Origin of the sequence: Thioalkalivibrio sp. ALJ7, assembly GCF_000376865.1 — a bacterium.
In the GTDB taxonomy this organism is placed as follows: Bacteria; Pseudomonadota; Gammaproteobacteria; order Ectothiorhodospirales; family Ectothiorhodospiraceae; genus Thioalkalivibrio.
In genome coordinates, this window is record NZ_AQXQ01000011.1 from 1 (window position 1) to 26,625 (window position 26,625).

Here is a 26,625-nt window from a genome sequence, read left to right on the forward strand (position 1 = left end):
CGCGGCCGGGACGAACGGTCCACAAGACCTGAACGGCCCGCCTCCTGGAACCGCTGGACCCAGCGCTGCACGGTCTTCGGATCCACGCCAACGGCGCGGGCCGTGGCCCGAAGGCTCTGGCCGTGATCCACGACCAGACGAGCCATCCGCTCTCGACCGCGGGGGCCCATTAAGGCATTTTGGTGAAGGTTCACGGGGCGTCCTCCTTGGGAATGGCTCAGTCCGCAAACTCAGCATCCTTCGGAGTCGTCCCGTGGACAACCTATTGAGAGATCACAGCTAGGGAGACGCGAGCATCGTCGTTTGGTTTCTCTCAACGATAGGAGAAGGGGACCGGAGGGTTTCGGTCTGAGATGACCGCGGGACTACAGCAGTTCGGTGTCGTCGTGCGAGTAGGGCGGGGAGCAACTGCAAAGGATATGTAGCGGTTCGGGGCCCGTGTTGCGGATGTTGTGGGGCGTACCGGGCTGGATGCAGACGGTGTCGCCCACGGTCACCGGAAAGATGTCCTCGCCCAGACGCATCTCGCCCTGCCCACGGGTCACATGGTAGAGCTCTTCGGTGTGGGCGTGGCGGTGCAGGCGGGTGATCGCTCCGGGCTCGACCACGGCCTCGGCCAGGCTCTGGGCGGCGTTTCCGTGCACCGCGGGGTGCATCAGCTCACGGATCTCGGAGCCGTCCTTGGTATCGTAGGCCGGGATGTCGGAGTAACGGGTGTGCATCGCGTTCGAGTGCTCAGGCCGAGGCCGGCACTTCCTCCAACAGCAGGCTGCTGCCCCCCATCGCGGCGGGCTTGGGGACGCCCATCAGCTCGAGGACGGTCGGGGCGACGTCGGCCAGACCGCCGCCGGTGCGCAGGCGCCAGCGCTGCGAGTCGGTGATCATGCACATCACCGGGTAGATGGTGTGCTGGGTGTGCGGAGCGCCGGTGACCGGATCGACGTACTCATCGCAGTTGCCATGGTCGGCGGTGACAATCGCGGAATATTCCAGCTCCTTGGCAGCATCCAGGACGCGCCCGACTTCGCGGTCCAGGACCTGGACGGCCTCAAGCAAGGCCTCGCGCTTGGCGGTATGGCCAACCATGTCGCCATTGGCAAAATTGACCAGGATAAAGCCGTAACGGCCGCTCTCCATCGCCTTGATGGTCTCGTCCGCCACCTCCTGTGCGCTCATCTCGGGCTGCTCGTCGTAGGTGTCCACCGCCGGCGACGGGACCATCACCCGTTGTTCGCCGGCGTAGGGCTCTTCCTTGCCGCCATTGAAGAAGAAGGTGACGTGGGCATATTTCTCGGTCTCCGCACAGTGGAACTGCGGGATGCCGGCGGAGGCGATCGTGCTACCCAGGGTGGTCGACGGGCGCTCCGGCGGGAAGGCGATCGGCGACAGGAAGCGGGGGTCGTACTCGGTTAGGCAGGTCTCGGCGACTGGCCGAAAATCGCCGCGGTCGAAGCCGTCGAAATCATCCATGCCCAGCGCCGCGGTAAGCTGACGGGGACGGTCATTGCGGAAGTTGAACAGCACGCAGACCGCATCCTGCCCAAGAGGCGCGCCGCCGTTGATGATGCGCGGGTTGATGAACTCGTCGTCCTCGCCCGCGGCGTAAGCGGCTTCGATCGCCTCGCGCGCGGAGCTGGCGGGTTCGCCCTCGGCGTAGGCGATTGCACGGAAGGCCTTCTCGGTCCGGTTCCAGCGCTTGTCGCGATCCATGGCGTAATAGCGGCCGCATACAGTGGCGATCGCGCCGCCGGCGTTGGCCAGCTCCTCCTCCAATGGGTCGAGGTACTGGAGCGCGGAGCGCGGAGCGGTGTCACGGCCATCCGTGATCATGTGCACCATCGGGCGCGCGCCTTCGCGCTGGCAGATCTCGACCAGTGCTCGCAGATGACGGATATGCGAATGCACACCGCCATCGGAGACCAGGCCGATCAGGTGCAACGGCAAGTCGTTATTGGCGGCCGCCCGCGCGGCACTGACCAGGGCATCGTTCTCGTAGAAGCTGCCATCGGAAATGGAGTCATCGATGCGCACCAGGTCCTGGTTGATCACGGTCCCGGCACCCAGCGTCAGGTGCCCCACCTCAGAGTTGCCCATCTGCCCGTCGGGTAGCCCGACTGCACGACCGCAGGCATCCAGCGTGGTGTGCGTATGGGAGGACAGATACTCGTCGAGGCGAGGGGTGTCCGCCTCGGCGTAAGCGTTATTCACCTTGGCGGGATTGACGCCCACCCCGTCCATGATGATCAACAGGACGGGGCGGCGGGGGGTCGAACGCGGATCGGCCATCGCGGAATCAATACCTGGGTCAATGGATTACCCGGGCATTTTAGCAAGTTCCGATGCTTTGATGGGGCGCGACCCCACACAAATCGGCGCGCGCCAGATCAGCGGTCCCGCGGCGGGTCCTGATCCGGCTCGGAGGCGCCAGTGGCGTCGCGTTCATCCGCGTCCGGCAGCGGCTTGTCCGTGGACTCCGGCGCCGCATCCTCCGTTGCCGTACCGGTCTGGCGGGCCTCCCGCTGGCGGCGCAACTCGGCCTGTTCTTCCTCCAGGCGGTCGAGTTCGGCGTCCATCTCATCGTCAGTCAGTGGCGTGTACCCGGTCCGCGCGGCGGCACTGGTGCCCTTGCTCGCCTTCGCCTGTCCCTTGGCGGCACCCTTGGCGACCCCCTTGGAGCCGCCCTTCGAGGGGTTCGCGACCTTGGAGGAGTACCGCTTGTAACCACTAGAGCCTTTGCGCGGGGAGCCGCCACCGCCCCCAGGGCCATCGTCGTCAGGGCCGTCATCATACGGTCCGTCGTCATCCAGATCCGCGTCGGGTCCACCCGCGGTCGCAGCCCGCTGGGCCTTCTTGCGCTCCATGATGCGCGACAGGATCAGACCGACCTCGAACAACAGCCACATCGGCAGAGCCAACAGGGTCTGCGAGATAATGTCCGGCGGGGTCAGGACCATGCCGACCAGGAACACGCCGACGATCACGTAGGGGCGCTTCTGTGCCAGCTTCGCCGGCGTGGTGGCCCCCATGGAGACCAGCAGGATCGTCGCCACCGGCACCTCGAAGGCGATGCCAAAGGCAATGAACAACATGATCACGAACGACAGATAGCGCGAAATATCGGTCATCACGGCCACACCCTCGGGTGCGGTGGCCGTGAAGAACGCGAAGATCAGCGGGAAGACGACAAAGTAGGCAAACGCCATGCCCAGGTAAAACAGCATGGTGGACGAGGCCACCAGCGGCAGCGCCATGCTCTTTTCGTGGGAGTACAGGCCCGGGGCCACAAACGACCAGACCTGGTAGAGCAAATAGGGGATGCTGAGCACCACCGCCAGCAGCAGGGTCAGCTTGAACGGGATCAGGAACGGCGCGGCCACGTCGATCGCGATCATGCTGGTGCCTTCCGGCAGATGCTGCATCAGCGGGCCGGCCAGCCAGGTGTAGATCGGGTTCGCGAACGGGAACAGGATCAGGAACATCACCAGGATGGCAATGAACATCCTGAGGATGCGGTCGCGCAGCTCGATCAGGTGCGTGAGCAGGGTCTCGGTTGCTTCCGGACTCGGCTCAACCCCCGGTTTGGTCTTGCTCATGAGTGCTTGTCAGGGGTCTGATCGTCGTGGGTGGTATCGGCGTTGGCGGTTGAATCCGAAGCCGGCGGCTCGTTGGCTGTGTCCGGCGTGCGGCGCTCGCGCACGGCAGGCTTCTTGCGTTGCGGACGCGGGCCATCGGCGCTGCGGGCCTTCTGTTCGGCGGCCAGGGCCGGGTCGTCGGTCATCAAGTTGCCATCCAGGCCGCCCTTCGCAGGGACCCGGCGCACCTCGGTGGCTTCTTCCTCAGCGCTGTCACCCGCCGTATCCTTCTTGCCGTCAGGATCGGCGGCATCATCGGAAACCTGCCGGGAGGGCTTGTCGCGGACCGCGGGCTTGGCTTTCTTTTTCTCGGCCAGGGCCTTCTTCTCCTGAGTGGAGAGATCCTTGCCGCCCTTCTTTTGCTCGCCTTCGATGTCTTCGCGGAGACCTCGCTCGGTGTCTTCGATGTCCTCGCGCAGGCTGGTCTCGGTCTCGTCCATCATGTTCTTGAGCTGGCGGATCTCGCGATCCTGGCTCTTCAACATGTTGCGCAGTTCGTCGGTCTGGAGTTCCTGCTCGAAGTCGGAACGCACGCTATGCACGAACCGCCGGGTCTTGCCGACCCAGCGCCCGATCTCGCGCGCGAGCCCAGGCAGACGCTCCGGCCCCACGACCAGAAGCGCTACCAGCACGATGATGATGATCTCCCAGAAGCCGATGTCGAACATGGGCTACCGCCGCCTGGACCCAGTCACCGCACAGGGCGCGGCGCTCAGGACTTCTTGTCCGATTGCGAGGCGTCGGAATCCTTTTCGCTGCTCTTCTTCACCTCAGCGTCGACCACCCGGCCGTCGCTGTCGGTCTGGTCCTCGACCTCGCGCGGCTCACCGTCTTCCTCGCCTTCCTTCTTCTCTTCGGCGTCGGGATCCTTGACCGCCTGGCGGAAGTTCTTCATGGCCGAACCAATGTCCCCACCCATGTTGCGCAGCTTCTTGGTGCCGAACAGCAGCACGACAATCAGCAGGATAATGAGGAGTTGCCAAATACTGATACCACCGATACCCATGAACTCTGTCTCCGGTAAAACGACTTTGGGGGTAGCCTGAACGGCGCCAGGCGCATAATCAACTAGGGGCACACCGAGTAATGTACACGTTCGCGCTCAAGTCCCTTTTGATTTCGTAGACAAGACGCAGTGATCGCAGTGTAGCCGAGCCACATGAACGAACGCTTTACGGCCGACAATCAAAAACGGTCGGGACACGACTAATGGTCGGAGCGTCGACCACTGCTCTCGCGCGCGGCCTTCTCGGCAACACCCGACAGACCGAAGCGCCGAGCCAATTCGTCCAGCACATCATCCGGGTGCCGGCCGCGTGCCGCGAGCACCACCAAGGCATGAAACCACAGGTCGGCCATTTCCGACACCAGCGCGTCCGTGTCGTCGTTCTTCGCGGCGATCAACGTCTCCGCCGACTCCTCACCCAGTTTCTTGAGCATCTCGTCCAGGCCGCGGGCATGGAGCTTGGCCACATAGGACTGCCCCGGATCGGCCTGACGCCGTTGTTCGATCACCTCGGCCAGCGCGGACAGCACCTCGGCACCACTGGGACGCGTAGAAGTCGAATCGGTCATTGCGTGGCCAACCCGGCGTCGTTTGGCCGCACCGGCACCCCGGCGGCCGCCATCGCGTCCTTGGCCTCGCCCACCGTGTGCTGCCCGAAGTGGAAGATGCTGGCCGCCAGCACCGCGTCGGCGTGGCCCTCGGTCACGCCCTCGACCAGATGCTGCAGCTCGCCGACGCCACCCGAGGCGATCACCGGCACGCCGACCGCATCACTCACCGCGCGGGTAAGCGCGAGATCGAAACCCACCCGAGTACCGTCGCGGTCCATGCTCGTCAGCAGGATCTCGCCGGCGCCCAGCGACTCCATGCGCTGCGCCCACTCGACCACGTCCAGCCCCGTCTCGCGGCGGCCTCCGTGGGTAAAGACCTCCCAGCGCGGCGGTTCATTGCCCTGGCTGACCTGCTTGGCATCGATCGCGACCACAATGCACTGGCTGCCGACCCAGTCAGCGGCCTCGCGCACCAGCTCGGGCCGGTGCACGGCGGCGGTGTTGATGGAAACCTTGTCGGCCCCGGCGTTCAGCAGGCGGCGGATGTCCTCCACCGCACGCACGCCGCCACCCACCGTCAACGGGATAAAGACCTCGCGCGCAACCGCCTCGACCACATGCACAATGGTCTCGCGGTCGTCGCTGGAGGCGGTGATGTCGAGGAAGGTGATCTCGTCCGCACCCTGGGTGTTGTAGCGCCGAGCAATCTCCACCGGATCGCCGGCATCACGGATGCCAACGAAGTTGACGCCCTTGACCACGCGGCCGGCGTCGACATCCAGGCAGGGGATGATGCGCTTGGCAAGCATCTCAGTTCGCGGCGGCCTTGCGGGCCTCCTCCAGGGTGAAGGCGCCCTCGTACAGTGCGCGACCGACGATGGCACCGGTAATGCCCTCTTCCTCCTGGGCGGCGAGGTTGCGCAGATCGTCCAGCGAGCTGATACCGCCGGAAGCAATAACTGGCACACGCACGTTGCTGGCCAGACGCGCAGTCGCCTCCACATTGGGGCCCTTCATCATGCCGTCGCGGGCGATATCGGTGTAGACGAAGGCGACCACGCCGTCAGCCTCGAAGTGCTGGGCCAGGTCGATCACGTCGTGGTGCGACAGCTTGGACCAACCATCCACCGCCAGCTTGCCATCCTTGGCATCGAGACCGACGATGATGCGGCCAGGAAACTCCAGGCACAGGTCGTTCACGAAGTGCGGGGCGCTGACCGCCCGGGTACCGATGATCACGAACTCGACCCCGGCATCGAGATAGGCCTGCACCGTGTCCTCGTCGCGTACGCCACCGCCGATCTGGATCGGCAGGTCGGGGAAGGCCTTGGCGATCGCGTGCACCGCCTGGGCATTGCGCGGCTGGCCGGCAAAGGCGCCGTCCAGATCCACGATGTGCAGGCGCTCGGCCCCGGCGTCCACCCAGCGCTTCGCCATCTCCACCGGGTCCTCGCCGAACACCGTGGAATCGTCCATGTTCCCCTGGCGCAGGCGAACGCACTTGCCTTCCTTCAGATCGATTGCGGGGATGACCAGCATCTTCGACTCCTCACGACGCCCCGGGACCGTCTCCGTCCCAGCGCAGAAAGTTGTGCAGCAGGCGCAGCCCGCAGGCGGCGCTCTTCTCCGGATGGCACTGCATGGTGAACAACGAGCCCCGTGCCAGTGCCGAGGCAAACGTCTCGCCATAGTCGGTACGCCCGGCCACATCGGCCTCGCGCTCGGGTTGTACCCGGTAACTGTGGACAAAGTAGAACCAAGGGGTCTCCGGCAGGCCATGCCACAAGGGGTGCTCCGCGGCCGGCAGCACGCGGTTCCACCCCATGTGCGGGATCTTCAGGCGGCGCCCGTCCGGGCCATCCATCGCCGGAAAACGGGCGACCTTGCCCGGCAGGATCCCGAGCAGGTCGACGCCGCCACTCTCCTCGCTCGAATCCATCAGGATCTGCTGGCCCAGGCACAGGCCCAAGAACGGGCGGTCGGCCGCAAGTTCCGGCAGCAGGCGATCGAGCCCCCGGCTGGACAGTGCCTGCATGGCATCACCCGCCGCGCCCTGGCCGGGAAATACCAGGCGGTCCGCCTCGCGCAGGGTCTCGGGGTCGTCCGTGAGCAGCACACGCTGGTCGGCCGCCGCCTCGTGCTCCAGCGCACGCACGACCGAGTGCAGATTGCCCATGCCGTAATCAATGACGGCAACAGTTTCCATGGCCGGGTCTCGTCCCTTGGTCCGTTACAGGCTGCCCTTGGTGGACGGCATCATGCCCGCCGCGCGCGGATCCATCTCCGCCGCCGCGCGCAAGGCACGCCCGAAGGCCTTGAAGATGGTCTCCGCGACATGGTGCGCATTGTCTCCGCGCAGGCAATCGATGTGCAGGGTCATCCAGCCGTGGTTGACCAGCCCCTGAAAGAATTCATGGAACAGGTCCACGTCGAATTCGCCGATGTGCGAACGACGGAAATCAGCATGCATCTCCAGCCCCGGACGCCCGGAGAAGTCGATGACCACCCGCGACAGGGCCTCGTCCAGCGGGACGTAGGCATGGCCATAACGGCGAATGCCCTTCTTGTCCCCCAGGGCCTTTGCAAGCGCCTGTCCCAGGGTGATCCCGATGTCCTCCACCGTGTGGTGGGCATCGATGTGCAGGTCACCCTCGGCGCGCACATCGAGATCGACCAGGCCGTGGCGGGCGATCTGATCCAGCATGTGATCGAGGAACGGGATGCCCGTCTCGAGATGACTTTGACCGGTACCATCGAGGTTCAACTCGATGGCGATCTTGGTCTCCAGGGTGTCGCGGCGGACGGATGCAGTACGTTCAGTCATGTTCCGGTTCAGGCACGGTAAAAGGCCAGTGTAGCAAGGCTGGCGCGCGCCCGGTATGACAGCGCGCGGAATGCGGCCTCGAAGGAGAGCCTATCGGCTCGGGGCGAGCTTGGGACCGACCAGCAGGGCCTCGGGCACAACCGCCTGGATCGCGCAGGGGAGTTCGCTGCAGATGCCGGGGCGGGCTGTCAGCGACACCCACAGCGTATTCAGCTTTAGGTTCAACTCCACGAACGCGATCTCGCGGCCATACCCATTCAGCACCCGCTCGATGGCGTGGGCTCGCGCGTGAAGTTCGGCGCGGGGCCGCTCGCGCAGGCCGGGGATCAGCATCATGAAATCCGCCAGGCGCCGGCCTTCGGCGTCGCGCCGGGGCAGGCGTTGCCACAACGGCTGGTGGGGTTCGAGGAGCAAGGCCGGACGCATCTCGGCGCCTGCGGGGGAGATAAGCGGTTCAGGTGGCATAACGGATCGCTACACATGGGTCTGAACTGAAGTGTAGGCCACAGCCCGGCTCCCCGCCGCCTGACCGCCTTTACGGTTGGCTACATTACGAAGCGCACGAAGAAAGGCCAGGTCAAGAGCGATTTACAGAAAGGCAGGAAGGTTGGAAGAAGGGCGTTTGGATGTTTTTGGATTGCCCAGAATGCCGTCGCGGTGAGGCATGCCATACGCTTTTGCCATCCCGGACACCTCGCAGCAGTGATTTGGAATCTTCCCGATGTGGCACTGCAAACGCTGGAGATCCCGCGCTCTTCGCCGCGCTCCGGCCGGCATGACGATCCGGCGGTCGGTCGCCCCTCAAGGTCCTGACCATCCAGGAGCACTTCAACCAATCCTTTCCCTGCTTCCCATCTTCCTGTAAACCGCTCTTGACCTGGCCCTTCTTCGCACCTTCGTGCGCTTCGTTGCGAAACAAAGGGGCTGCGGGGCATTCCCGTTGCCCAGAAACAAAAAAAGCCGGGGACAAGCCCCGGCTTCTTCAAGAGGAATGAAATCCCTCTTATTACCCTACTTCGACCTCGGTCGAATCGGATTCACCCTTGTTGTCCGTCCAGGAGACGGAGACGGTGTCACCGGCAGAACCATCGATCTCGGTCTGCACGAAGGGGTTGCGCGAGACGGTGTAGTTCCAGTTGGCCGTCAGCACGGTTTCGCCGTTGCGACCAATTTCCACGGTCTCGATGAAGTGCGGGCCACCGTCATCTTCGGGGACGAGCATGTCGTGGCTCATCAGCGCACGGATGTTGATTACGCCATTGCTTTCCTGGGCGCGAACTCGAATAGACATATCTTAAACCTCCAGTAGTGTTCGGATCAGCGATTGGGGGTCGGCGTTAGCCGCCGCAACCACCAACCGTGACCTTCACTTCTTGAACCGTCTTGTACCAGGTGTCGCCGGACTTCACGGCGGCGACCACGTTGGACGACTCGCCCATGCGGATACGGCCAGAGATGTTGGCGTGGGCGCCATCACCCAGCACGTAGTGAGCGGTCAGCGGCTGGTTGTTCAGCTCGACGAACACGGCCATTTCGGTGATGTCGTCCAGGCTGGACTCGATGGACACCGGAACCACGGCGCCGTTTTCGGCGATTTCCGGGGCGCTCAGGGTCACATCGCCATCCGCAATGTCGCTGGAGCCGGTGACGGCTTCCATGGCGGCTTCCAGGCCTTCGGCTGCGAAGGCTTCGGACGGCCAGGCGGCGAGCAGCTTGCTCGGGGCCAGCAGACCGGCCCCGACGGCGACACCGACAGTACCGGCGGCGAGAGTGCCTTTCAGGAAGACACGGCGCTTGGTGCTAATCATGGATGATCTCCTCTCATCTTGTGGGTCAGTTCCGGATCATTCCGGGACGTCGGTGCGGTAAACCGCGGTGACGCCTGTTGCTCTGGACGGCGACCGGCAGGTCTCTATTCCCTGCGGATCGGGTTCCGCCCCTGACCAGCTTGGTGGTCTTTTGCTGGTCTTGCAGGTGCATAGTCCCAAACCTGGCTGAATCATTGATGAACAAAAATCATCGCCGCTCAATATCGGGTGGATTTCCAGGAAATCGCCGCCGCAAAGGCGGGCCACACCTGAAGCCAGCGGCGTATCAATGGCACACTATCGCCTCTTGATGCAACGCAACCCCGGACCCGACTCATGTTCTCCTGCAAGGCCCAATGGCTTCTGATCGTTGTCGTTATCGTGCTTGGCACGATGCAGATGCTCGCCTCCTGCGGACAGAAGGGGGATCTCTACCTACCCGACGACGAAGAAACCGAGGAGCGTCGCGAGTGATCCTTGCAGCGAAACGCCACAGGAACGCTGAACCCGTACTGATCCCATTGAAGGACCACTGATGGACTATTTCGACTACCACGGCGGCACGCTGTTCTGTGAGGGCGTGGCCCTGGACGGCCTTGCGGAGCTGGTCGGCACTCCCGCCTACGTATATTCCCGCGCCACCCTGGAGCGTCACTGTCGCGCGTTCAGCGAGGCGCTGATCGGTATACCGCATCAGGTGTGCTTCGCGGTCAAGGCGAACTCCGCGCTGGGGGTGCTGAACGTGCTCGCGCGTCTGGGCGCGGGCTTCGACATTGTCTCCGGCGGTGAGCTGGAACGCGTGCTGCGTGCCGGCGGCGATCCGGCGCGGGTGGTGTTCTCCGGGGTCGGGAAGACCGCTGCCGAGATGCGCCGGGCGCTTCAGGTCGGCATCCACTGTTTCAACGTCGAATCGGCCCCCGAGCTGGAACGCCTGGAGGCCGTCGCGGCGGAAATGGGCGTGCAAGCCCCGGTGTCCATCCGCGTAAATCCGGATGTGGACGCCGAGACCCATCCGTATATCGCCACCGGGCTGCGCGAGAACAAGTTCGGCGTCGCCATCGAGGAGGCGCCTTCGCTGTATGCCCGGGTGCGCGACAGCCAGCATCTCGAGGCAACCGGAGTCGATTTTCACATTGGTTCGCAGCTGACCCGCATCGATCCGTTTACGGACGCATTGAAGCGTGTGCTGACCCTGGTCGACCAACTGGCCGCCGACGGCATCGAACTGGAGCACATCGATGTCGGCGGCGGGCTGGGCGTACGCTACCGCGACGAGACGCCACCGGAGCCGGATGCGTGGGCCAGCGCACTGCGCGAGGTCATGGGCGAGCGCAAAATGAAGGTGCTGCTGGAGCCGGGCCGCGCGATCGCGGCCAACGCCGGCGTGTTCCTGACCCGAGTCGAATACCTCAAGCACACCGAGGCCCACGACTTCGCGATCGTCGACGGCGCGATGAACGACCTGCTGCGCCCGGCGCTGTACGGCGCCTGGCAGGAGATCGTCCCGGTCGTACAACGCCATGACACGCCAGCGCGCACCTACGACATCGTCGGCCCGGTCTGCGAAACCGGCGACTTCCTGGGTCGCGAACGCGAACTGGCGCTGGCCGCGGGCGACCTTCTCGCGGTGCGCTCGGCCGGGGCCTATGGCTATGTAATGGCCGGCAACTACAATTCGCGCCCGCGCCCGCCGGAGGTCATGGTCGACGGCGACCACTTCCAGATCATCAACCGCCGCGAGCAGGTGGATCACCTGATGATGCGCGAGAGCATGCTGCCGCATGACCCCGACGACGAGAATCCGCCGGGGGGCGTGGACCCGTGATCCCGCGCCGCCCGGAACCCGAGCTGATGCTGGCGCCGGAACAGGCCCGCGCCTATGCCGAGGCCGACTTCGCCGCCCCGCACGAGGGCTTTGTGGATGCCTTTGCCGAGGTCTTCCCGGGGTCCGTGGCCGGGCCCGTGCTGGATCTGGGCTGCGGGCCCGGGGATGTCTCGCTGCGCTTTGCCGCGCGCTACCCGGCCTGCGAGGTGGACGGGCTGGACGGTGCCCCGGCCATGCTGGCCGCCGGCGACACCCTGATGCAGGGCCACCCGGCGGCAGACCGGGTGCACCTCGCGGAAGGCTGCCTGCCCGAGGCCCGGGGCCCGCGCGCACCCTATGCGACGCTCATCAGCAACTCCCTGCTGCACCACCTGCATGACCCTTCGGCCCTGTGGCAGGCCATCCGGCGTGACGGGGCCCCTGGCGCAGCGGTCTTCTTGATGGACCTGCGACGGCCGGACTCGACCGACACGGTCCAGGCCCTGGTCGCGCAGTACGCGGCCAATGACCCGGAGGTGCTGCGCCATGACTTCGAGAACTCCCTGCACGCCGCCTTCACCCCGGGAGAGGTACGCGAACAACTGGCCGCCGCCGGGCTTGGCGGGTTCGAGGTACGGACTACCTCGGACCGGCACATGATCATCTACGGTCGCTTACCGGAGGCCCGCTGATGCGCCTGGAATTCACCAAGATGCATGGCCTCGGCAACGACTTCGTGGTCATCGACGGCATGCGCCAGAACGTCGCCCTGGACGAACCCCGCCTGCGCCTGCTGGCGGACCGTCACTTCGGCGTCGGGTGCGACCAGATCCTGCTGGTCGAGCCGCCGGGCGATCCCGCGCAAGCGCTTTTTCGCTACCGCATCTTCAATGCCGACGGCTCCGAGGTGGAACAGTGCGGCAACGGTGCCCGCTGTTTTGCCCGCTTCGTGCGCGAGCACGGCCTGACCGAGGCCCGCGAGATCCCGGTGGAGACCCTGGGCGGCCGCATCGTGCTGCACATCGAAGACGACGAGCAGGTCCGAGTGGACATGGGGCAGCCCGTGTTCACGCCCGAACGAATCCCGCTGGTCGCCGAGCAGGAGGCCGACGCCTACACCCTGGACATACAGGGCCACTCGATCACCCTGGGCGCGGTGTCCATGGGCAACCCGCATGCGGTGATCCTGGTGGACGACGTGGGCCACGCCCCGGTCGCCGAGATCGGCCCGATCATCGAACGTCACGACAGCTTCCCTCGACGGGTGAACGTGGGTTTCGCCGCGCTGCGCGACCGCAGCCATGTTGATCTGCGCGTGTTCGAACGCGGGGTGGGCGAGACGCTGGCGTGCGGCAGTGGCGCAGCCGCCGCGATGGCCGTATTGCGTCGCCGCGGACTGGTCGACGACGAGGTCGAGGTGGCCCTGCCGGGCGGGGCCCTTGTGCTAAGCTGGAACGGACAGGCCGCGGCACCGGTTTGGCTGACCGGCCCGGCCACCACGGTATTCAACGGCTGGATCGATCTATGACTGGGCAATCCCCAAACGCCTCTGCAGCAAAGACCCGCAACCCGAAAAACAACGCCAAGGACACGATCCGCGCGGCCGATGTCGAGGCCTATCTGCGCGATCACCCCGACTTCTTTCAGGATCACCTGCCCCTGCTGGACATCCTGCGCCTGCCACACCCAACCGGCGGCGCGGTGTCCCTGCTGGAGAGCCAGGTCGCCCTGCTGCGCGAGAAGCACCGCGCGATGGAGCAGCACATGGGCGAATTGGTCGAACGCGCCCGCGACAACGAACGCATGGGCCAGCACCTGCACGAGCTGGCCAAGACCCTGATGCGGGCCGAAAATCTGGACGCCGTGCTGGCCCTGACCCAGGACGCCCTGCGCAACGAGCTGGGCGCGGAGCGTGTCAGCATCCGCCTGGCCCATCGCGAGGCCGCGGACCTGCACGCGCTGGACTCCAGCGAGCTGGCGACCTTCGATCCATTGTTCAGCCGCGGCAAGGCCCAGTGCGGGCGAGTGCCGGCCGAGATGCTGGACGTGCTGTTCGACGACACCGAAGAGATCGGCTCGGCGATCCTGATGCCGCTGGGTGACGATACCAACCGCATCGGCGTGCTCGGTCTGGCCAGCGAATCCGCGGATCGCTTCCAGCCCGACATGGGCACCTACTTCGTCACCCATATCGGCGACCTGCTGGCCGAATCGATCCGCTGTCATGTCGAGCGGACCCACGCCGCGGCCTGACAAGGCCGCCGACGCGCCGGATGCGGATATCGCGGCGTTTCTCGCGCATTTACGCGACATTCGCGGCCATTCGCCACACACCGTCCAGGCCTACCAGCGCGACCTGACGCAACTGCGCGTGCTGCACAACGGCCCCTGGGATGCGCTCAAGGCGGCCGACATGCGCCGCATCGCGGGGCAGCTTGCCCGTCAGGGCCGCCACCCGCGCTCCATTCAGCGCTTTCTGTCCGCCGTGCGCGGCTTCTTCGCCTACCAGGTAGAACAGCGGCGCATGCCGGCCAACCCGGCCGCCGGCATGCGCGGCCCGCGCGCCGGGCGCGCCTTGCCGCGTGATCTCGATGTCGACCAGACCCAGCAAGCTTTGGCCCCACCCGAGGGCCTGGACCCGACGCTGGCCGCCCGCGACCAGGCCATGCTGGAGCTTCTGTATTCCTCCGGCCTGCGGCTGTCGGAATTGACCGGGCTGGACCTGATCGATCTCGATCTGGATGCGGGGCTGGTGCGGGTGCTCGGCAAGGGCCGGCGCGAACGCAGCGTCCCGGTCGGACGGGTGGCCCGCGACGCGCTGCGCGCCTGGCTGAAGCGCCGGGGCGAGTGGGCAGCGGCGGACGAGCGCGCCGTATTCGTCAGCCGTCGAGGCCAGCGTATTGGCAACCGCGCAGTCCAGCGCCGGGTGGCCGAGGCCGGGCGGCGCGCGGGTCTCGACGTACACCTGCACCCGCACCGGCTGCGCCATGCCTTTGCCAGCCACCTGCTGGAATCCAGCGGCGATCTGCGGGCGATCCAGGAACTTCTTGGCCACGCCAACCTTGAAACGACCCAGATCTATACCCATCTCGACTATCAGCATCTGGCGCAGGTGTATGATGCGGCCCACCCGCGGGCCCGGCGGAGCCGCCCGGCCGATACCGACTGAACACGGCCGCAGGATCGTCAAAAACCTCGGGAGAAGCCACACCCTCGCCAACGATTCATTGCGCGAAGCCCTGGGACACCGCACCCTCACGGCCCCGGATAAGTCGGCCGAATGCACGCCGCACCCGGGGCCCTGGGGCCTGAACCGTCCCAGGATCGCCCCCGACTGCAGCAAAAGGAGACCGCCCGTGGAACAGTTTCGCGGTACCACCATCGTTTGCGTCCGCAAGGACGGCGCCGTCACGCTTGGCGGTGACGGCCAAGTATCCCTGGGCAACACCGTGATGAAGGGCAACGCGCGCAAGGTGCGCCGCGTCTACCACGACCGCATCCTGGCCGGCTTCGCCGGCGGCACCGCCGACGCCTTCACCCTGTTTGAGCGTTTCGAGGGCATGCTGGAGAAACACTCCGGCAACATCACCCGCGCCGCCGTGGAACTGGCCAAGGACTGGCGCACCGACCGCGCCCTGCGCAAGCTGGAGGCGTTGCTGGCGGTCTCGGATCGCGAGAATTCCTTTGTGATCTCCGGCAATGGCGACGTAATCGAGCCCGAAAATGCCCTGATCGCGATTGGCTCCGGTGGTCCCTACGCCCAGGCCTCCGCCCAGGCGCTGCTGCAGAACACCGATCTTTCGGCCCGCGAGATCGTCGAGAAGTCGCTGAACATCGCGGCCGACATCTGCGTGTACACCAACCACAACATCACCCTGGAGAGCCTGGACGCGGAATAACGCGCCCAGCGCCTGCTGCCCTCTCCAAGCGATTCGACCAAGGCCCGATAGCCATGACCGACATGACCCCCCGCGAGATCGTCCAGGAACTGGACCGCTACATCATCGGCCAGGACGAGGCCAAGCGCTCCGTGGCGGTTGCCCTGCGCAACCGCTGGCGCCGCCGCCAGCTGCCACCGGAGCTGCAGCCAGAGGTCACGCCCAAGAACATCCTGATGATCGGCCCGACCGGCGTCGGCAAGACCGAGATCGCCCGTCGCCTGGCGAAATTGGCGCGCGCACCCTTCATCAAGATCGAGGCGACCAAGTTCACCGAAGTGGGCTATGTCGGGCGCGATGTTGAGTCGATCATCCGCGATCTTGCCGAAGCCGCGGTCAAGCAGCTGCGCGATGAGGCGATCAAGGAAAACCGCGTGAAGGCCGAGGATGCGGCCGAGGAACGCATCCTCGATGCCCTGTTGCCGCGACCGCGCAACGCCGGCTTCACCGAATCGGAGCCGGAGGATTCCAACAGCGAGACCCGCCAGAAGCTGCGCAAGCGCCTGCGCGAGGGTGACATGGACGATCGCGAGATCGATATCGAGGTCTCGCAGAATCCGCAGGGGGTGGAGATCATGACGCCGCCGGGCATGGAAGAAATGGCCAGCCAGCTGCAGTCGATGTTCCAGAACCTTGGGGGCCAGAAGACCCGCTCGCGGCGGCTCAAGATTGCCGAGGCGCGCAAGTTGCTGATCGAGGAAGAAGCGGCACGCCTGATCAACGAGGAAGAGCTGAAGCTGCAGGCGATCGAGCGGGTGGAACAAAGCGGTATCGTGTTTCTCGACGAGATCGACAAGGTGGCCAAGGGCAGCGAAAAGACCAGCGGGGGTGAGGTCTCCCGCGAGGGCGTGCAGCGCGACCTGCTGCCGCTGATCGAGGGCACCACGGTCTCGACCAAGCTCGGGATGGTGCGCACCGACCACATCCTGTTCATCGCCTCGGGTGCCTTCCACCTGTCCAAGCCATCCGACCTGGTACCGGAGCTGCAGGGCCGGTTGCCGATCCGCGTCGAACTGGACTCGCTGTCGGTGGATGCGTTCGTACGCATCCTGACCGAGCCCACGGCCTCGCTGACCGAGCAATACACCGAACTGATGAAGACCGAGGCGGTGGAGCTGCGCTTCGAGGAGGATGGCGTGCGGCGCCTGGCCGAGATCGCGTTCGACGTGAACTCGCGCACCGAGAATATCGGCGCCCGCCGCCTGCACACGGTTCTGGAGCGCCTGCTGCAGGACGTCGCGTATCGCGCCCCTGATGTCGACGGTGCCGTGATCGTGGACCGGGCCTTCGTCGACGAGCGCCTCGGCGACCTGGTCGAGGACGAGGACCTGTCGCGCTACATCCTCTGAGCCGCCAGCGAGATGACCCTGCCATCCAGCGCCGAGGCGCGCCCGTAGGGGCGCTCAAGCCTTGCGATAGGGGTCCAGCCAACCCTCCGGCGCGGGGTGAAAGCGCTTGTAGGCCCAGTTGTACTGCTCAGGGCAGCGGCGGACCAGCGTCTCCACATGGGCATTGATGGCAGCGGCCGCGCGGGCGAAGTCGCGATCGCCTACCTCGGGCCCGGCCTCGATCTCGTGATAGCGGAAACCCCGCCCCTTGGGCAGGCGCTCGGCAAACAGGAACACCACATGATCCGTCCGCCCGCGCAGTAGCCGCGGCAACAGGGTCATGGTCAGGGCGGGGCGGCCAAAGAACGGCGCGTGCTGGCCCGAGGCGCCCTTGGGGCTCTGGTCCGGGAGGATGCCGATGATCTCGCCGCGATCGCGGGCCTGCTGCAGGATACGCAGGCCACTGCGATCGGCCGGGGCCAGTTCGGCCCCGGTGGAGGCCCGGGCCTCACGGACCCAGCGGTCGATCTCCGGCGTCTTGAATGGGCTGTAGAGCGTGGCCATTGCCCCATGCTGAGCGGCCTGCAGGCCCGCGAACTCCCAGGAACCCAGATGCGGGGCACAGAGGAACAGTGCCTGGCCCGCCGGGCGCGCCCGCAGGCGGGCGTATTGCGGCGGTTCAATCGCCAGATGCTGCAGGGTCTCGGGCCGTGACTGCCACAACCAGGGAGACTCGGTCAGGGCCTGACCCATGGCCATCAGGGAACGGCGCCCGACACGCCGGTGCCAGGCCGGGTCCTTCTCCGGGAAACACAGCGCCAGGTTGATGCGCGTGATCCGGGCCGCGCGAGTTGGGAGATACCACACCAGCGTCCCCACCACGCCGCCCAGCGCATGGTTGATCCGCAGGGGCAGGCGCGCCAGCAGACGCAATGCACCGGCGATCAGGCGATCACGCAGATGCCGACGTTGGGCCATGGGCTGGGGCTTCGGGGTGGTCGGTGTCGGCCTGGGCTGGCGTGCGCGGCGGGATGCCGCCCTCGGTCATCAGCGGCTTGAGCGTGGTGCGCAGGTTGCGGAACAACCGCGGGTGACTGGCCTCCTCCTGCGCCAGGAGCTGCTTCATGTGCTCGCGCTGGGTGGGCATGGCAAAGCAGGCCGGGCAGTTGTCGAGAATGATCGGGAGCCCGGCAGCCTCGGCAAAGTCGCGGGTCTGGCGCTCGCGCACGTAGACCAGCGGGCGGATCACCCGCAGATCACCGGCGTCGATCGCGTAGTGGGCCTTCATGGTCCGCAGCTGGCCGCCGTGGAAGGCGCTCATCATGAAGCTCTCGGCAAGATCGTCGAGGTGCTGACCGAGGGCGAGCACGTTGTAGCCCTGCTCACGCGCGGTACGATACATCAGGCCGCGCTTCATCCGCGAGCAGAAGGAACAGAACGAGTCATTGTCCATGTGCGCATCTGCCAGCTCCGCGATCGGCTCGGACACGAAGTAATAGGGGATGCCGTAGCCGCCGAGGTAATCCATCAGGCGTTGCGGCTCGAAACCCTCGATCTCCGGGTTGATCGTCACCGCACCGACCTCGAAGCGTACCGGGGCCCGCCGCGACAGGTTGTGCAACAGCCACAACAACGTCAGCGAGTCCTTGCCACCGGACAGACCAACCAGGATGCGGTCACCGTCCCGAATCATGTCGAAATCGGCGATGGCGCGCCCGGCCAGACGGCGGATCGAGGTGGGAACGGATGGTGTCTCCATGGCCCCGCAACATAGGGCGCAGACGGCCACTGCGCAAGGGCGACCGCCACGAATAGGGGCGTTGTGTGCAAGCGTGCCTGCTTAGGGTCAGGCGCGCACCGACGCGGTGCGGTTCGCGCCATGGACGCACCCGGGATGGGCAAGACGCCCCACGCATGCCCACGCTTGACCTCCACGACGCCGCCACAGGCGGCACGACCGTTGGCACTCGGCTTGCAAGCAGTCAGATGGGAAAGCCCTCCGGGAGGAGTCATGCACGACCGCAAGAGCCTGAGTCTGGCCGCCGAACTACGGCGCAATCTGCGCGCCGAGTTTCCCGCAGTGGCCAGGCTGTCGGTGAGCGACCCGGACTTCATGGAGGCGATCCTGGATTACGCCGGACGTTCGCAATCGAATATGGTCCAGGCAGCTGCCCTGACGCTGCGCAGCCAGCTGGAGGGGAGCGGGTACCTGAAGCGGCCCGAAGTGGAACGGCCCAACAAGGAAGGCGGGTCATCCGCGTCACACGCCCATTCACCGAAGCGTCGCGTATACCGCGGGCGCATCATTGAGGATCCGGAATAGACCCGCATCAAGGGTTTCCCCGCTCGGGGATTTTGGCGACACTCGGGGTTTTGCCCGGAGAGCCGCGATGGACGCGCTGTACCCCGAGATCGAACCCTACGGCATGGGCCGCCTGAAGGTCGGCGACGGCCACGAACTCTATTTCGAGGAATGCGGGAACCCGGACGGCATCCCGGTGGTGTTCCTGCACGGTGGCCCGGGCTCCGGGTGCGAAGGCTGGCACCGCCGGTTTTACGACCCGGAGCGCTACCGCATTGTATTGTTCGATCAGCGCGGCTGCGGACGTTCGACGCCGCACGCCAGCCTGGAGGCGAACACCACCTGGCATGTCGTCGCCGACATCGAGCGCCTGCGCGAGCACCTGGGGGTCGAACGCTGGGTGGTGTTCGGCGGCTCCTGGGGCTCCACGCTTGGACTCGCCTATGCACAGACCCATCCCGAACGCGTGCTGGGGCTGGTGTTAAGGGGAGTCTTCCTTTGTCGGCCGCAGGACATCCAGTGGTTCTACCAATCAGGGGCCGATCGCCTGTTCCCGGAGGCCTGGGCCGACTACGAGGCGCAGATCCCCGAGGCGGAACGCAGTGACATGGTCGCGGCCTATTACCGCCGGCTGACGGGCAACGACCGCGCCGTGCGCGAGGCGGCGGCCCGGGCCTGGTCTGGATGGGAGGGCCGCACCTCCTGCCTGATTCCGAACGAGAACGTGATCGCGCATTTCGAGGAGCCGGACGTCGCGGTCAGCCTGGCCCGGCTCGAGTGCCACTACTTCATGAACGACACCTTCCTCGAGCCCGATCAGCTCCTGCGCGATGCCGGATGCCTGCGGGACATTCCGGGCGTTCTGGTCCACGGGCGCTATGACGTGGTTTGCCCGGTGAATCAGGCGGTGGCCCTGCACCGTGCGTGGCCGCAGGCCCGGCTGGAGATCGTGGCGGATGCCGGGCATTCGGCGGCCGAGCCCGGCATCGTGCGGCGGCTGGTGGCGGCAACCGACCGGCTCGCCGCGGATCTGGTTGACATGGTGGAACCCGGTACCGGCAGGGCACAGGCGTGATCGCACTGATTCAGCGGGTCCGTGAGGGGCGGGTCGCCATCGAGGGAGAGGATGTTGGCGCGATCGGCGAGGGGCTGCTGGCGCTGGTCGCCGTGGAGCCGAACGATCGTGAGGCCAGCGTGGAGCGCATGCTGGACCGGCTACTGGGATACCGTGTGTTTGCGGACGAGACCGGCCGAATGAACCGGTGCCTGGGCGAGACCGGGGGCGGGCTGCTGCTGGTGCCCCAGTTCACGCTGGCGGCGGATACGCGCAAGGGCATGCGCCCGAGCTTCTCCGGCTCGGCGAGTCCCGAGCACGGGGCCGCGCTGTTCGAGCGACTGGTGGAGCGTGCCATTGAGCGGCATCACCCCGTCGCCAGCGGTCGCTTCGGTGCCGACATGCAGGTAAGCCTGACCAACGACGGGCCCGTCACCTTCTGGCTTGAGGCCCGGGGGCCGTAGCGCCCTGCCGAGAGCGTGCGAAGGTCAAGGGCAGATTGCACCACGAAGGACACGAAGAAACGAAGGACGGCGAAGGGCGGCTTTACCACAGGGAATACGGAGAACACGGAGGAAACCCCTAGAAGGGTTCCCCGGATAAGGACTCTGTGGGTGCGAGAGAGATGCGGGGTAGGGCCGGGATGATCCATCACCGGGCGGTCCCACGGCATTCCATTCAAAACCTTCATCCGCTTCCCGTCTTCCTGTGAAAGGCCCTTGACCCGCCATTCTCCGGATCCTCTGTGGCCTCTGTGGTGAACAAGCGGGTGTCGGAATACCCCAAAATGAAAAGGCCCGGCACGAGGCCGGGTCCCGGGGTTCGCTGCGTGCTGCGGCTCAGGCCGCGCGGCGCAGGAACGGACGCTGGCCGGACTGCACCGCACGACGGATGAAGTCGGCTCGGCCGGCCTCACGCTGGTTCAGATTGTCGGCGCACTGCGACGGCTCGTAGGCGGCTGCGGAGAGCATCACTTCCAGCTCGCACAGATCGACCTTCGGCTGGGTCAGCTCGTCCGGGTTGGTGTTGAGCTTGCGGCCCACTTCCCAGAACATCCGCGGATTCCACAACTTGGTCTGGATACGCGGGGACTGAAACAGGGAAACGCAGCGGTTGTTGAGCTCTTGCTGATCCATAAGGTACTCCTGTGACAGGTTATTCAAGCGCGCCCGAATCTAGCGGACCCGGGGCGCGAATACAAGCGTTTCCTGATGGATTGAACGGTTGGCGGCTACGGCGGGCTACTCGACGGTCACCGACTTGGCCAGGTTGCGCGGCTGGTCAACATCCGTCCCCTTCAGCACCGCCGTGTGATAGGCCAGCAGCTGCAACGGGATGGTAAACAGGATCGGGGCCAGCCAGGGGCTGACGGTATCGGTCTGGGGCAGGCCGATCCAGGTATCTTCCGGTGCGAGCGCACGCGCCGCACTGGACTCACCGATCACGATCAGCTGGCCACCGCGGGCCCGGACCTCCTGAAGGTTGCTCGATAGCTTCTCCAACTGGGCATCGTCCGGTGCCACGGCGACCACCGGCATCTCGGTATCCACCAGGGCCAGGGGGCCGTGCTTCAGCTCACCGGAGGGATAGGCCTCCGCGTGGATGTAGGAGATCTCCTTCAGCTTCAACGCGCCTTCCAGCGCAATCGGGTAATGGGCGCCACGGCCCAGGAACAAGGCATGCTGGCGCTCGAGGAGCTCCTCGGCGATGCGTGCGATGGGCGTATCGAGGGCGAGAATCCGGGCCACCTGTTCCGGCAGACTGCGCAAGGCGGCGACGGCTTCTGCGCACTCGGCCGCCGGCATACGCGCGGCCTTTGCAACCTGGCCCAGCAGAAGCACCAGGATGGACAGGGCCGCGAGCTGGGTGGTGAACGCCTTGGTGGAGGCGACGCCAATCTCGGGGCCGGCATGGGTCATCAGTACAAGATCGGCCGCACGCGCCATCGTGCTCTCGGGCACGTTGCAGATTGCGAGTCGGGCCAGGAACGGCTCGTCCTGGGACTGGCGCAATACGGCGAGGGTGTCGGCCGTCTCGCCGGACTGCGAGATGACAACCAGCAGGGTCCCCGGTGCGAGGACATGGCGGCGGTAACGATACTCGCTCGCGACCTCGACCCGAGCCGGGAGGCCGAGATGTTCTTCGACCCAGTAGGCCGCGACCATACCGGCGTGATAACTCGTACCGCAGGCGACGATCTGAACGGCGGTGACGTCGGCCAGGCGCTCGTCGCTACCGGGTCCAAGGATGTTCTCGAGGACGGCGGACTCGCCCAGACGCCCCGACAGCGTCTCTTCCAGGGCGTGGGGTTGCTCGTAGATCTCCTTGAGCATGAAATGCCGGTACTCGCCACGATCCGCGATGCTGACCTGGCAGCGGCTTTCGCGGATTCCGCGCTCTACGGGGACGCCATTGGCGCCTTTGATCTCCACACCAGCTCGGGTAAGCCGCGCAATATCGCCGTCTTCGAGGTCGATGAAACGCTGGGTAACCGGCAGCAGGGCCTGCACGTCCGAGGCGGCGAAGGTCTCGCCAATGCCCAGGCCGATCAGGACCGGGCTGCCGGAGCGGGCCACGATCACTTCATCCGGGAAGTCGGCGAAGACCGCGGCAATCGCATAGGCCCCGTGAAGCTCGGCGCAGGTGGTGCGCATGGCATCGCTCGGGGAGGCACCCGCCTCAAGGGCCTGTTCCAACCAGTGGGCGATGACCTCGCTGTCGGTCGCCGAGATGCAGGGCCAGCCCGCAGCATCCAGGCGGGCGCGCAGGTCGGCATGGTTCTCGATAATCCCGTTGTGCACGATTGCCACGCGGCCGTCGCGTGACCGATGGGGGTGCGCGTTTTCCTCGGTCGGGGCGCCGTGCGTTGCCCATCGGGTATGGGCGATACCCACCGGACCCTGGGTACCCGCGGCATCAATGCGCTGTTCCAGGGCGGCGACCTTGCCAATGGCGCGGATATCCGCCACCGCCTGGTCGTTGATTACGGCGACCCCGGCCGAGTCATAGCCGCGGTATTCGAGGCGGTGCAATCCCTCGACCAGGACCGGGACCAGGTTCCGTTCGCCAATGCCTGCAACCAGTCCGCACATCGCTTAGGTTTCCTCCTTGTTGCCACGCTTTTTCGGCCGCGACCAATCGCGGATGGTCCGGGGACGCGCACGCGTGAGCGCCAGGGCTCCCGGCTCGACATCGTCCGACAGGGTGGACCCTGCACCAACGGTTGCATCGTCGCCGATTCGGATGGGCGCCACCAGCGCGGTATTCGAACCGATAAAGGCGCGGGCACCAATCTCGGTTCGATGCTTGTTCGCGCCGTCGTAATTGCAGGTGATCGTGCCAGCTCCCAGATTGGCGCCCGCGCCAACCTCGGCGTCGCCGACATAGGTCAAGTGGTTCGCCTTGGCCCCGGGCCCCAGTGTGGCGTTCTTGATCTCCACGAAGTTGCCCACGCGGGCACCGCGAGCGAGCTGCGTCCCCGGTCGCAAACGGGCAAACGGTCCGACGCGCGCATCCGCGTCAATCCGCACACCCTCGAGGACACAATAGGCGGCAATCTGCGTTCCGGTACCTACGTCGCAGTCCCGCAGCACGCAGCCGGGGCCAATGTAGACGTCGTCCGCGAGGCTGACCGTGCCTTCGATCACGACATTCACGTCGATCTCGCAATCGACTCCGAAACTGAGATCGCCTCGAACATCCAGGCGAGCGGGGTCCGCCAACGCGAGTCCCTCGCGCATCATCTGCGCGGCCAACTCGGACTGATAGAGGCGTTCCTGGACCGCGAGTTGCCGGCGATCGTTGACGCCGAGAACGGCAGAGGCATCGGCACTCTCGACGACCGTCACCGCGTGGCCGTCCAGTCGCGCCGCCGCAACCACGTCGGTCAGGTACCACTCGCGGGTTCCCCCGGCGGCCGGCTCGCAGGCCTTCAGCCAGCGGCGCAGCTCGCCCGCAGGAGCGGCGAGAACGCCCGTGTTGATCAGATCAACCGCCTTTTCATCCGGCGTCGCCTCCTTGTCCTCAACAATCCGCTCGAGATGTCCGGCGGAATCCAGGATCAGACGTCCGTACCCCGCGGGGTCGGCCACGCGAGCGGCCAGGACGGTGACCCCGTCGCCGGCGGCACAAGCCCGAAGGTCGGAGACGGGGATGCGCGGCACATCCCCGTAGGTGACAAGAACGCGCGCGGCTTCCGGAATGTTTTCGAGGGCGCGAAACACCGCATGTCCGGTGCCTCGGGGCTCCCCCTGGTCGATCCAGTCAATCGCCAGCGTGGATTCGCTGAACATCGCCCGAACCCGCTCTTGCTCGTGGCTGACGACCACATGGCAGGCCGCTACCTCGAGTGCGGACACGCGTTGCAGCACATGCGCGAGCAAGGGCCGCCCCGCAAGGGATTGGAGGACCTTTGGCTGGCGTGAACGCATGCGCGTTCCCTTTCCCGCCGCAAGTACCGCGATATGAAGTGGGATCGTTTCAGGCATGGCTGCAATGATAAAGGGCCAACCGACATGGTTGGCCCTTAAGGTAGGTCATCCTTCGCAATTTGCCGAGTTATTTTCGGCGCAGCTTCTGGATCATCTGCAATCGGGCCGCCGCTTCGACCAGCTCGGCCTGAGCCTGGGCATAGTCGAAATCGGCCTTGGAGTTGGCCAGGGCCTCTTCCGCACGCTTCTTGGCTTCCAGCGCCTCGGCCTCGTCGAGGTCCTTGGCTCGAACCGCCGTGTCGGCCAGAACGGTCACATGGTAAGGCTGCACCTCGAGGATACCGCCGGACACGAACACCGGTTGCGGATCTTCGCCTTCCTTTTCCAGGATGCGCAGCTCGCCGGGATTAAGCCGGGCGAGCATCTGGGTATGCCCGGCATACACGCCGACCTCGCCACCTTCGGCAGGTGCGGCGATCATCAGGGCCTTGCCGGAGTAGATCGACTCCTCCGCGCTGACCACATCCACATGCATAGTCATGGGCATAACGCCTACTCCTTAGCCGAGCTTCTCGGCCTTTTCGACGGCTTCCTCGATGGTGCCGACCATGTAGAAGGCCTGCTCCGGCAGGTGATCGTATTCGCCGGCGACGATCGCCTTGAACGCACGGATGGTGTCCTTCAGGGACACGTACTTGCCAGGCGCCCCGGTGAAGACCTCGGCCACGAAGAACGGCTGCGACAGGTAGCGCTGGATCTTTCGCGCACGGGCCACGACCAGCTTGTCGTCTTCCGACAGCTCGTCCATGCCGAGGATCGCGATGATGTCCTTCAGCTCCTTGTAGCGCTGCAGCGTACCCTGCACCGCACGGGCGGTGTCGTAGTGCTCCTGCCCGATGATCTGCGGGTCCAGCTGGCGCGAGGTGGAATCCAGCGGATCCACCGCCGGGTAGATACCCAGCTCGGCGATCTGGCGCGAAAGCACGACCGTCGCATCCAAATGCGCAAACGTGGTGGCGGGGGACGGGTCGGTCAAGTCATCCGCCGGGACGTACACGGCCTGGATGGAGGTGATCGAACCCTTCTTGGTCGAGGTGATGCGCTCCTGCAGCACACCCATCTCTTCCGCCAGGGTCGGCTGGTAGCCCACCGCGGACGGCATACGGCCCAGCAGCGCGGAGACCTCGGTCCCGGCCAGGGTGTAACGGTAGATGTTGTCGATGAACATCAGCACGTCGCGGCCTTCGTCACGGAAGAACTCGGCCATGGTCAGGCCGGTCAGCGCGACACGCAGACGGTTACCCGGCGGCTCGTTCATCTGGCCGTATACCAGGGCCACCTTGTCGAGGACGTTGGAGTCCTTCATCTCGTGGTAGAAGTCGTTCCCTTCACGGGTACGCTCGCCCACGCCGGCGAACACCGAGTAACCGGAGTGCTCGATCGCGATGTTGCGGATCAGCTCCATCATGTTCACGGTCTTGCCCACGCCGGCACCGCCGAACAGGCCGACCTTGCCGCCCTTCGCGAAGGGGCACAGCAGATCGATGACCTTGATGCCGGTTTCCAACAGCTCGGTGGAGCCCGCCTGCTCGTCGAAGGTCGGCGCCGCACGGTGGATGGACCAGGTTTCCTGGGCCTCCACGTCACCGGCGTTATCCACCGGGCGGCCGAGGACGTCCATCACCCGGCCCAGAGTGCCCTTGCCGACTGGCACGGAGATGGGGCTGCCCGTCGCGGTCACGGGGGTCTGACGCTTGACGCCTTCCGTGGTACCCATGGCGATGGTACGCACGATGCCGTCGCCCAGCTGCTGCTGGACCTCGAGCGTCAGACCGTTTTCCAGGGTCAGTGCGTCGTAGATCTTGGGCACTTCGCCGTGGGGGAATTCCACATCCACGACGGCGCCGATGATTTCGACAATCTTTCCAGAACTCATTTGTTCATCCTC

32 protein-coding genes are annotated in these 26,625 nt (G+C 65.6%); 11 read left to right on the plus strand and 21 right to left on the minus strand.

The features are described 5' to 3' along the window. From D002_RS13950 to soxY, 14 genes are all read right to left on the minus strand, one after another. On the minus strand, positions 1 to 194 hold a 194-nt coding region (locus D002_RS13950; RefSeq protein ID WP_155996072.1), incomplete at its 3' end, for a helix-turn-helix domain-containing protein. A 171-nt stretch (positions 195 to 365) separates the two neighbouring features. Further along, a complete protein-coding gene (locus tag D002_RS0106340; RefSeq protein ID WP_018141073.1) occupies positions 366 to 722 on the minus strand; it encodes a cupin domain-containing protein in 357 nt (118 codons plus the stop codon). A gap of 13 nt (positions 723 to 735) precedes the next feature. Further along, positions 736 to 2,286: a 2,3-bisphosphoglycerate-independent phosphoglycerate mutase gene (gene gpmI / locus D002_RS0106345; protein WP_018141074.1), complete on the minus strand. Its 1,551-nt coding sequence runs from the start codon at positions 2,284 to 2,286 to the stop codon at positions 736 to 738. A 98-nt stretch (positions 2,287 to 2,384) separates the two neighbouring features. Next, positions 2,385 to 3,593 (minus strand): twin-arginine translocase subunit TatC, encoded by a 1,209-nt coding sequence (gene tatC, locus D002_RS0106350; protein ID WP_018141075.1) that lies wholly within the window; start codon positions 3,591 to 3,593, stop codon positions 2,385 to 2,387. After that, positions 3,590 to 4,300, minus strand: a complete 711-nt coding sequence (tatB, locus tag D002_RS0106355) for a Sec-independent protein translocase protein TatB (RefSeq protein WP_018141076.1) — start codon at positions 4,298 to 4,300, stop codon at positions 3,590 to 3,592. The genes tatC and tatB overlap by 4 nt, the downstream gene beginning before the upstream one ends. A gap of 44 nt (positions 4,301 to 4,344) precedes the next feature. Next, on the minus strand, positions 4,345 to 4,638 hold the full coding sequence (tatA, locus tag D002_RS0106360) for a twin-arginine translocase TatA/TatE family subunit (RefSeq protein WP_018141077.1): 294 nt from the start codon (positions 4,636 to 4,638) through the stop codon (positions 4,345 to 4,347). A 200-nt stretch (positions 4,639 to 4,838) separates the two neighbouring features. Continuing rightward, positions 4,839 to 5,207, minus strand: a complete 369-nt coding sequence (locus tag D002_RS0106365) for a phosphoribosyl-ATP diphosphatase (RefSeq protein ID WP_018141078.1) — start codon at positions 5,205 to 5,207, stop codon at positions 4,839 to 4,841. After that, positions 5,204 to 5,998 carry an imidazole glycerol phosphate synthase subunit HisF gene (gene hisF, locus D002_RS0106370; RefSeq protein WP_018141079.1) on the minus strand — a complete coding sequence of 265 codons (795 nt, stop codon included), beginning with the start codon at positions 5,996 to 5,998 and terminating at the stop codon, positions 5,204 to 5,206. Before hisF ends, D002_RS0106365 begins: the two co-directional genes overlap by 4 nt. 1 nt (position 5,999) lies before the next feature. Then, entirely contained in the window at positions 6,000 to 6,728 is a 729-nt protein-coding gene (gene hisA, locus D002_RS0106375) for a 1-(5-phosphoribosyl)-5-[(5-phosphoribosylamino)methylideneamino]imidazole-4-carboxamide isomerase (protein WP_018141080.1), read from the minus strand. A 10-nt stretch (positions 6,729 to 6,738) separates the two neighbouring features. Further along, the gene (gene hisH, locus D002_RS0106380) at positions 6,739 to 7,395 is read right to left on the minus strand and encodes an imidazole glycerol phosphate synthase subunit HisH (protein ID WP_018141081.1); all 657 of its coding nucleotides are present in this window, start codon (positions 7,393 to 7,395) and stop codon (positions 6,739 to 6,741) included. A gap of 24 nt (positions 7,396 to 7,419) precedes the next feature. Further along, positions 7,420 to 8,013, minus strand: a complete 594-nt coding sequence (gene hisB / locus D002_RS0106385) for an imidazoleglycerol-phosphate dehydratase HisB (protein WP_018141082.1) — start codon at positions 8,011 to 8,013, stop codon at positions 7,420 to 7,422. Positions 8,014 to 8,103: 90 nt separating this feature from the next. Then, positions 8,104 to 8,478 (minus strand): hypothetical protein, encoded by a 375-nt coding sequence (locus D002_RS0106390; protein ID WP_231362921.1) that lies wholly within the window; start codon positions 8,476 to 8,478, stop codon positions 8,104 to 8,106. Between the two features lie 541 nt (positions 8,479 to 9,019). Then, positions 9,020 to 9,304 carry a thiosulfate oxidation carrier complex protein SoxZ gene (soxZ, locus tag D002_RS13090; RefSeq protein ID WP_018141084.1) on the minus strand — a complete coding sequence of 95 codons (285 nt, stop codon included), beginning with the start codon at positions 9,302 to 9,304 and terminating at the stop codon, positions 9,020 to 9,022. Between the two features lie 46 nt (positions 9,305 to 9,350). After that, entirely contained in the window at positions 9,351 to 9,821 is a 471-nt protein-coding gene (soxY, locus tag D002_RS0106400) for a thiosulfate oxidation carrier protein SoxY (protein ID WP_018141085.1), read from the minus strand. Positions 9,822 to 10,157: 336 nt separating this feature from the next. Between soxY and D002_RS13445 the strand changes: the two genes are divergently transcribed. From D002_RS13445 to hslU, 8 genes are all read left to right on the plus strand, one after another. Beyond that, positions 10,158 to 10,295, plus strand: coding sequence for an LPS translocon maturation chaperone LptM (locus D002_RS13445; protein WP_018141086.1), 138 nt, complete (start codon positions 10,158 to 10,160; stop codon positions 10,293 to 10,295). 61 nt (positions 10,296 to 10,356) lie between these two features. Continuing rightward, positions 10,357 to 11,646, plus strand: coding sequence for a diaminopimelate decarboxylase (lysA, locus tag D002_RS0106410; RefSeq protein WP_018141087.1), 1,290 nt, complete (start codon positions 10,357 to 10,359; stop codon positions 11,644 to 11,646). Next, positions 11,643 to 12,317, plus strand: coding sequence for a trans-aconitate 2-methyltransferase (locus tag D002_RS0106415; RefSeq protein WP_018141088.1), 675 nt, complete (start codon positions 11,643 to 11,645; stop codon positions 12,315 to 12,317). The genes lysA and D002_RS0106415 overlap by 4 nt, the downstream gene beginning before the upstream one ends. Further along, the gene (dapF, locus tag D002_RS0106420) at positions 12,317 to 13,153 is read left to right on the plus strand and encodes a diaminopimelate epimerase (RefSeq protein WP_018141089.1); all 837 of its coding nucleotides are present in this window, start codon (positions 12,317 to 12,319) and stop codon (positions 13,151 to 13,153) included. Before D002_RS0106415 ends, dapF begins: the two co-directional genes overlap by 1 nt. Further along, positions 13,150 to 13,878, plus strand: a complete 729-nt coding sequence (locus D002_RS0106425; protein WP_018141090.1) for a DUF484 family protein — start codon at positions 13,150 to 13,152, stop codon at positions 13,876 to 13,878. The genes dapF and D002_RS0106425 overlap by 4 nt, the downstream gene beginning before the upstream one ends. Next, positions 13,850 to 14,794 carry a tyrosine recombinase XerC gene (xerC, locus tag D002_RS0106430; RefSeq protein WP_018141091.1) on the plus strand — a complete coding sequence of 315 codons (945 nt, stop codon included), beginning with the start codon at positions 13,850 to 13,852 and terminating at the stop codon, positions 14,792 to 14,794. Before D002_RS0106425 ends, xerC begins: the two co-directional genes overlap by 29 nt. Positions 14,795 to 14,981: 187 nt before the next feature. Next, positions 14,982 to 15,524: an ATP-dependent protease subunit HslV gene (gene hslV / locus D002_RS0106435; protein ID WP_018141092.1), complete on the plus strand. Its 543-nt coding sequence runs from the start codon at positions 14,982 to 14,984 to the stop codon at positions 15,522 to 15,524. Positions 15,525 to 15,577: 53 nt separating this feature from the next. After that, positions 15,578 to 16,912, plus strand: coding sequence for an ATP-dependent protease ATPase subunit HslU (gene hslU, locus D002_RS0106440; protein ID WP_018141093.1), 1,335 nt, complete (start codon positions 15,578 to 15,580; stop codon positions 16,910 to 16,912). A 54-nt stretch (positions 16,913 to 16,966) separates the two neighbouring features. On the opposite strand, the gene D002_RS13095 is transcribed toward hslU, so the two are convergent. Together D002_RS13095 and D002_RS0106460 are read right to left on the minus strand one after the other, a co-directional pair. Further along, positions 16,967 to 17,869 (minus strand): lysophospholipid acyltransferase family protein, encoded by a 903-nt coding sequence (locus D002_RS13095; RefSeq protein ID WP_018141094.1) that lies wholly within the window; start codon positions 17,867 to 17,869, stop codon positions 16,967 to 16,969. After that, positions 17,844 to 18,650, minus strand: coding sequence for a tRNA 2-thiocytidine(32) synthetase TtcA (locus tag D002_RS0106460; protein ID WP_018141095.1), 807 nt, complete (start codon positions 18,648 to 18,650; stop codon positions 17,844 to 17,846). Before D002_RS0106460 ends, D002_RS13095 begins: the two co-directional genes overlap by 26 nt. Before the next feature lie 252 nt (positions 18,651 to 18,902). On the opposite strand from D002_RS0106460, the gene D002_RS0106465 reads away from it, so the two are divergent. From D002_RS0106465 to dtd, 3 genes are all read left to right on the plus strand, one after another. Then, positions 18,903 to 19,214 (plus strand): hypothetical protein, encoded by a 312-nt coding sequence (locus tag D002_RS0106465; protein WP_018141096.1) that lies wholly within the window; start codon positions 18,903 to 18,905, stop codon positions 19,212 to 19,214. Positions 19,215 to 19,281: 67 nt separating this feature from the next. Next, on the plus strand, positions 19,282 to 20,268 hold the full coding sequence (pip, locus tag D002_RS0106470; RefSeq protein ID WP_018141097.1) for a prolyl aminopeptidase: 987 nt from the start codon (positions 19,282 to 19,284) through the stop codon (positions 20,266 to 20,268). Beyond that, positions 20,265 to 20,711, plus strand: coding sequence for a D-aminoacyl-tRNA deacylase (gene dtd, locus D002_RS0106475; protein WP_018141098.1), 447 nt, complete (start codon positions 20,265 to 20,267; stop codon positions 20,709 to 20,711). Before pip ends, dtd begins: the two co-directional genes overlap by 4 nt. A gap of 375 nt (positions 20,712 to 21,086) precedes the next feature. Here dtd and D002_RS0106480 read toward each other — a convergent pair whose 3' ends face one another. The 5 genes from D002_RS0106480 to atpD form a co-directional block, all read right to left on the minus strand. After that, on the minus strand, positions 21,087 to 21,383 hold the full coding sequence (locus D002_RS0106480; RefSeq protein WP_018141099.1) for a hypothetical protein: 297 nt from the start codon (positions 21,381 to 21,383) through the stop codon (positions 21,087 to 21,089). 105 nt (positions 21,384 to 21,488) lie between these two features. Then, positions 21,489 to 23,339 carry a glutamine--fructose-6-phosphate transaminase (isomerizing) gene (glmS, locus tag D002_RS0106485; RefSeq protein WP_018141100.1) on the minus strand — a complete coding sequence of 617 codons (1,851 nt, stop codon included), beginning with the start codon at positions 23,337 to 23,339 and terminating at the stop codon, positions 21,489 to 21,491. Positions 23,340 to 23,342: 3 nt separating this feature from the next. Continuing rightward, positions 23,343 to 24,677 (minus strand): bifunctional UDP-N-acetylglucosamine diphosphorylase/glucosamine-1-phosphate N-acetyltransferase GlmU, encoded by a 1,335-nt coding sequence (glmU, locus tag D002_RS0106490; RefSeq protein WP_018141101.1) that lies wholly within the window; start codon positions 24,675 to 24,677, stop codon positions 23,343 to 23,345. 127 nt (positions 24,678 to 24,804) lie between these two features. Beyond that, positions 24,805 to 25,224, minus strand: a complete 420-nt coding sequence (locus D002_RS0106495) for a F0F1 ATP synthase subunit epsilon (protein ID WP_018141102.1) — start codon at positions 25,222 to 25,224, stop codon at positions 24,805 to 24,807. A gap of 12 nt (positions 25,225 to 25,236) precedes the next feature. Continuing rightward, entirely contained in the window at positions 25,237 to 26,613 is a 1,377-nt protein-coding gene (gene atpD, locus D002_RS0106500; protein ID WP_018141103.1) for a F0F1 ATP synthase subunit beta, read from the minus strand. Between the last annotated feature and the right edge of the window lie 12 nt (positions 26,614 to 26,625).

Excerpts from the sequence above, each read along its gene's own strand:
- D002_RS0106340 (WP_018141073.1), bottom strand. The coding sequence starts at position 722 with ATGCACACCCGTTACTCCGACATCCCGGCCTACGATACCAAGGACGGC.
- gpmI (WP_018141074.1), bottom strand. The coding sequence starts at position 2,286 with ATGGCCGATCCGCGTTCGACCCCCCGCCGCCCCGTCCTGTTGATCATC.
- tatC (WP_018141075.1), bottom strand. The coding sequence starts at position 3,593 with ATGAGCAAGACCAAACCGGGGGTTGAGCCGAGTCCGGAAGCAACCGAG.
- tatB (WP_018141076.1), bottom strand. The coding sequence starts at position 4,300 with ATGTTCGACATCGGCTTCTGGGAGATCATCATCATCGTGCTGGTAGCG.
- tatA (WP_018141077.1), bottom strand. The coding sequence starts at position 4,638 with ATGGGTATCGGTGGTATCAGTATTTGGCAACTCCTCATTATCCTGCTG.
- D002_RS0106365 (WP_018141078.1), bottom strand. The coding sequence starts at position 5,207 with ATGACCGATTCGACTTCTACGCGTCCCAGTGGTGCCGAGGTGCTGTCC.
- hisF (WP_018141079.1), bottom strand. The coding sequence starts at position 5,998 with ATGCTTGCCAAGCGCATCATCCCCTGCCTGGATGTCGACGCCGGCCGC.
- hisA (WP_018141080.1), bottom strand. The coding sequence starts at position 6,728 with ATGCTGGTCATCCCCGCAATCGATCTGAAGGAAGGCAAGTGCGTTCGC.
- hisH (WP_018141081.1), bottom strand. The coding sequence starts at position 7,395 with ATGGAAACTGTTGCCGTCATTGATTACGGCATGGGCAATCTGCACTCG.
- hisB (WP_018141082.1), bottom strand. The coding sequence starts at position 8,013 with ATGACTGAACGTACTGCATCCGTCCGCCGCGACACCCTGGAGACCAAG.
- D002_RS0106390 (WP_231362921.1), bottom strand. The coding sequence starts at position 8,478 with ATGCCACCTGAACCGCTTATCTCCCCCGCAGGCGCCGAGATGCGTCCG.
- soxZ (WP_018141084.1), bottom strand. The coding sequence starts at position 9,304 with ATGTCTATTCGAGTTCGCGCCCAGGAAAGCAATGGCGTAATCAACATC.
- soxY (WP_018141085.1), bottom strand. The coding sequence starts at position 9,821 with ATGATTAGCACCAAGCGCCGTGTCTTCCTGAAAGGCACTCTCGCCGCC.
- D002_RS13445 (WP_018141086.1), top strand. The coding sequence starts at position 10,158 with ATGTTCTCCTGCAAGGCCCAATGGCTTCTGATCGTTGTCGTTATCGTG.
- lysA (WP_018141087.1), top strand. The coding sequence starts at position 10,357 with ATGGACTATTTCGACTACCACGGCGGCACGCTGTTCTGTGAGGGCGTG.
- dapF (WP_018141089.1), top strand. The coding sequence starts at position 12,317 with ATGCGCCTGGAATTCACCAAGATGCATGGCCTCGGCAACGACTTCGTG.
- D002_RS0106425 (WP_018141090.1), top strand. The coding sequence starts at position 13,150 with ATGACTGGGCAATCCCCAAACGCCTCTGCAGCAAAGACCCGCAACCCG.
- xerC (WP_018141091.1), top strand. The coding sequence starts at position 13,850 with ATGTCGAGCGGACCCACGCCGCGGCCTGACAAGGCCGCCGACGCGCCG.
- hslU (WP_018141093.1), top strand. The coding sequence starts at position 15,578 with ATGACCGACATGACCCCCCGCGAGATCGTCCAGGAACTGGACCGCTAC.
- D002_RS13095 (WP_018141094.1), bottom strand. The coding sequence starts at position 17,869 with ATGGCCCAACGTCGGCATCTGCGTGATCGCCTGATCGCCGGTGCATTG.
- D002_RS0106460 (WP_018141095.1), bottom strand. The coding sequence starts at position 18,650 with ATGGAGACACCATCCGTTCCCACCTCGATCCGCCGTCTGGCCGGGCGC.
- D002_RS0106465 (WP_018141096.1), top strand. The coding sequence starts at position 18,903 with ATGCACGACCGCAAGAGCCTGAGTCTGGCCGCCGAACTACGGCGCAAT.
- pip (WP_018141097.1), top strand. The coding sequence starts at position 19,282 with ATGGACGCGCTGTACCCCGAGATCGAACCCTACGGCATGGGCCGCCTG.
- D002_RS0106480 (WP_018141099.1), bottom strand. The coding sequence starts at position 21,383 with ATGGATCAGCAAGAGCTCAACAACCGCTGCGTTTCCCTGTTTCAGTCC.
- glmS (WP_018141100.1), bottom strand. The coding sequence starts at position 23,339 with ATGTGCGGACTGGTTGCAGGCATTGGCGAACGGAACCTGGTCCCGGTC.
- glmU (WP_018141101.1), bottom strand. The coding sequence starts at position 24,677 with ATGCGTTCACGCCAGCCAAAGGTCCTCCAATCCCTTGCGGGGCGGCCC.
- D002_RS0106495 (WP_018141102.1), bottom strand. The coding sequence starts at position 25,224 with ATGCCCATGACTATGCATGTGGATGTGGTCAGCGCGGAGGAGTCGATC.
- atpD (WP_018141103.1), bottom strand. The coding sequence starts at position 26,613 with ATGAGTTCTGGAAAGATTGTCGAAATCATCGGCGCCGTCGTGGATGTG.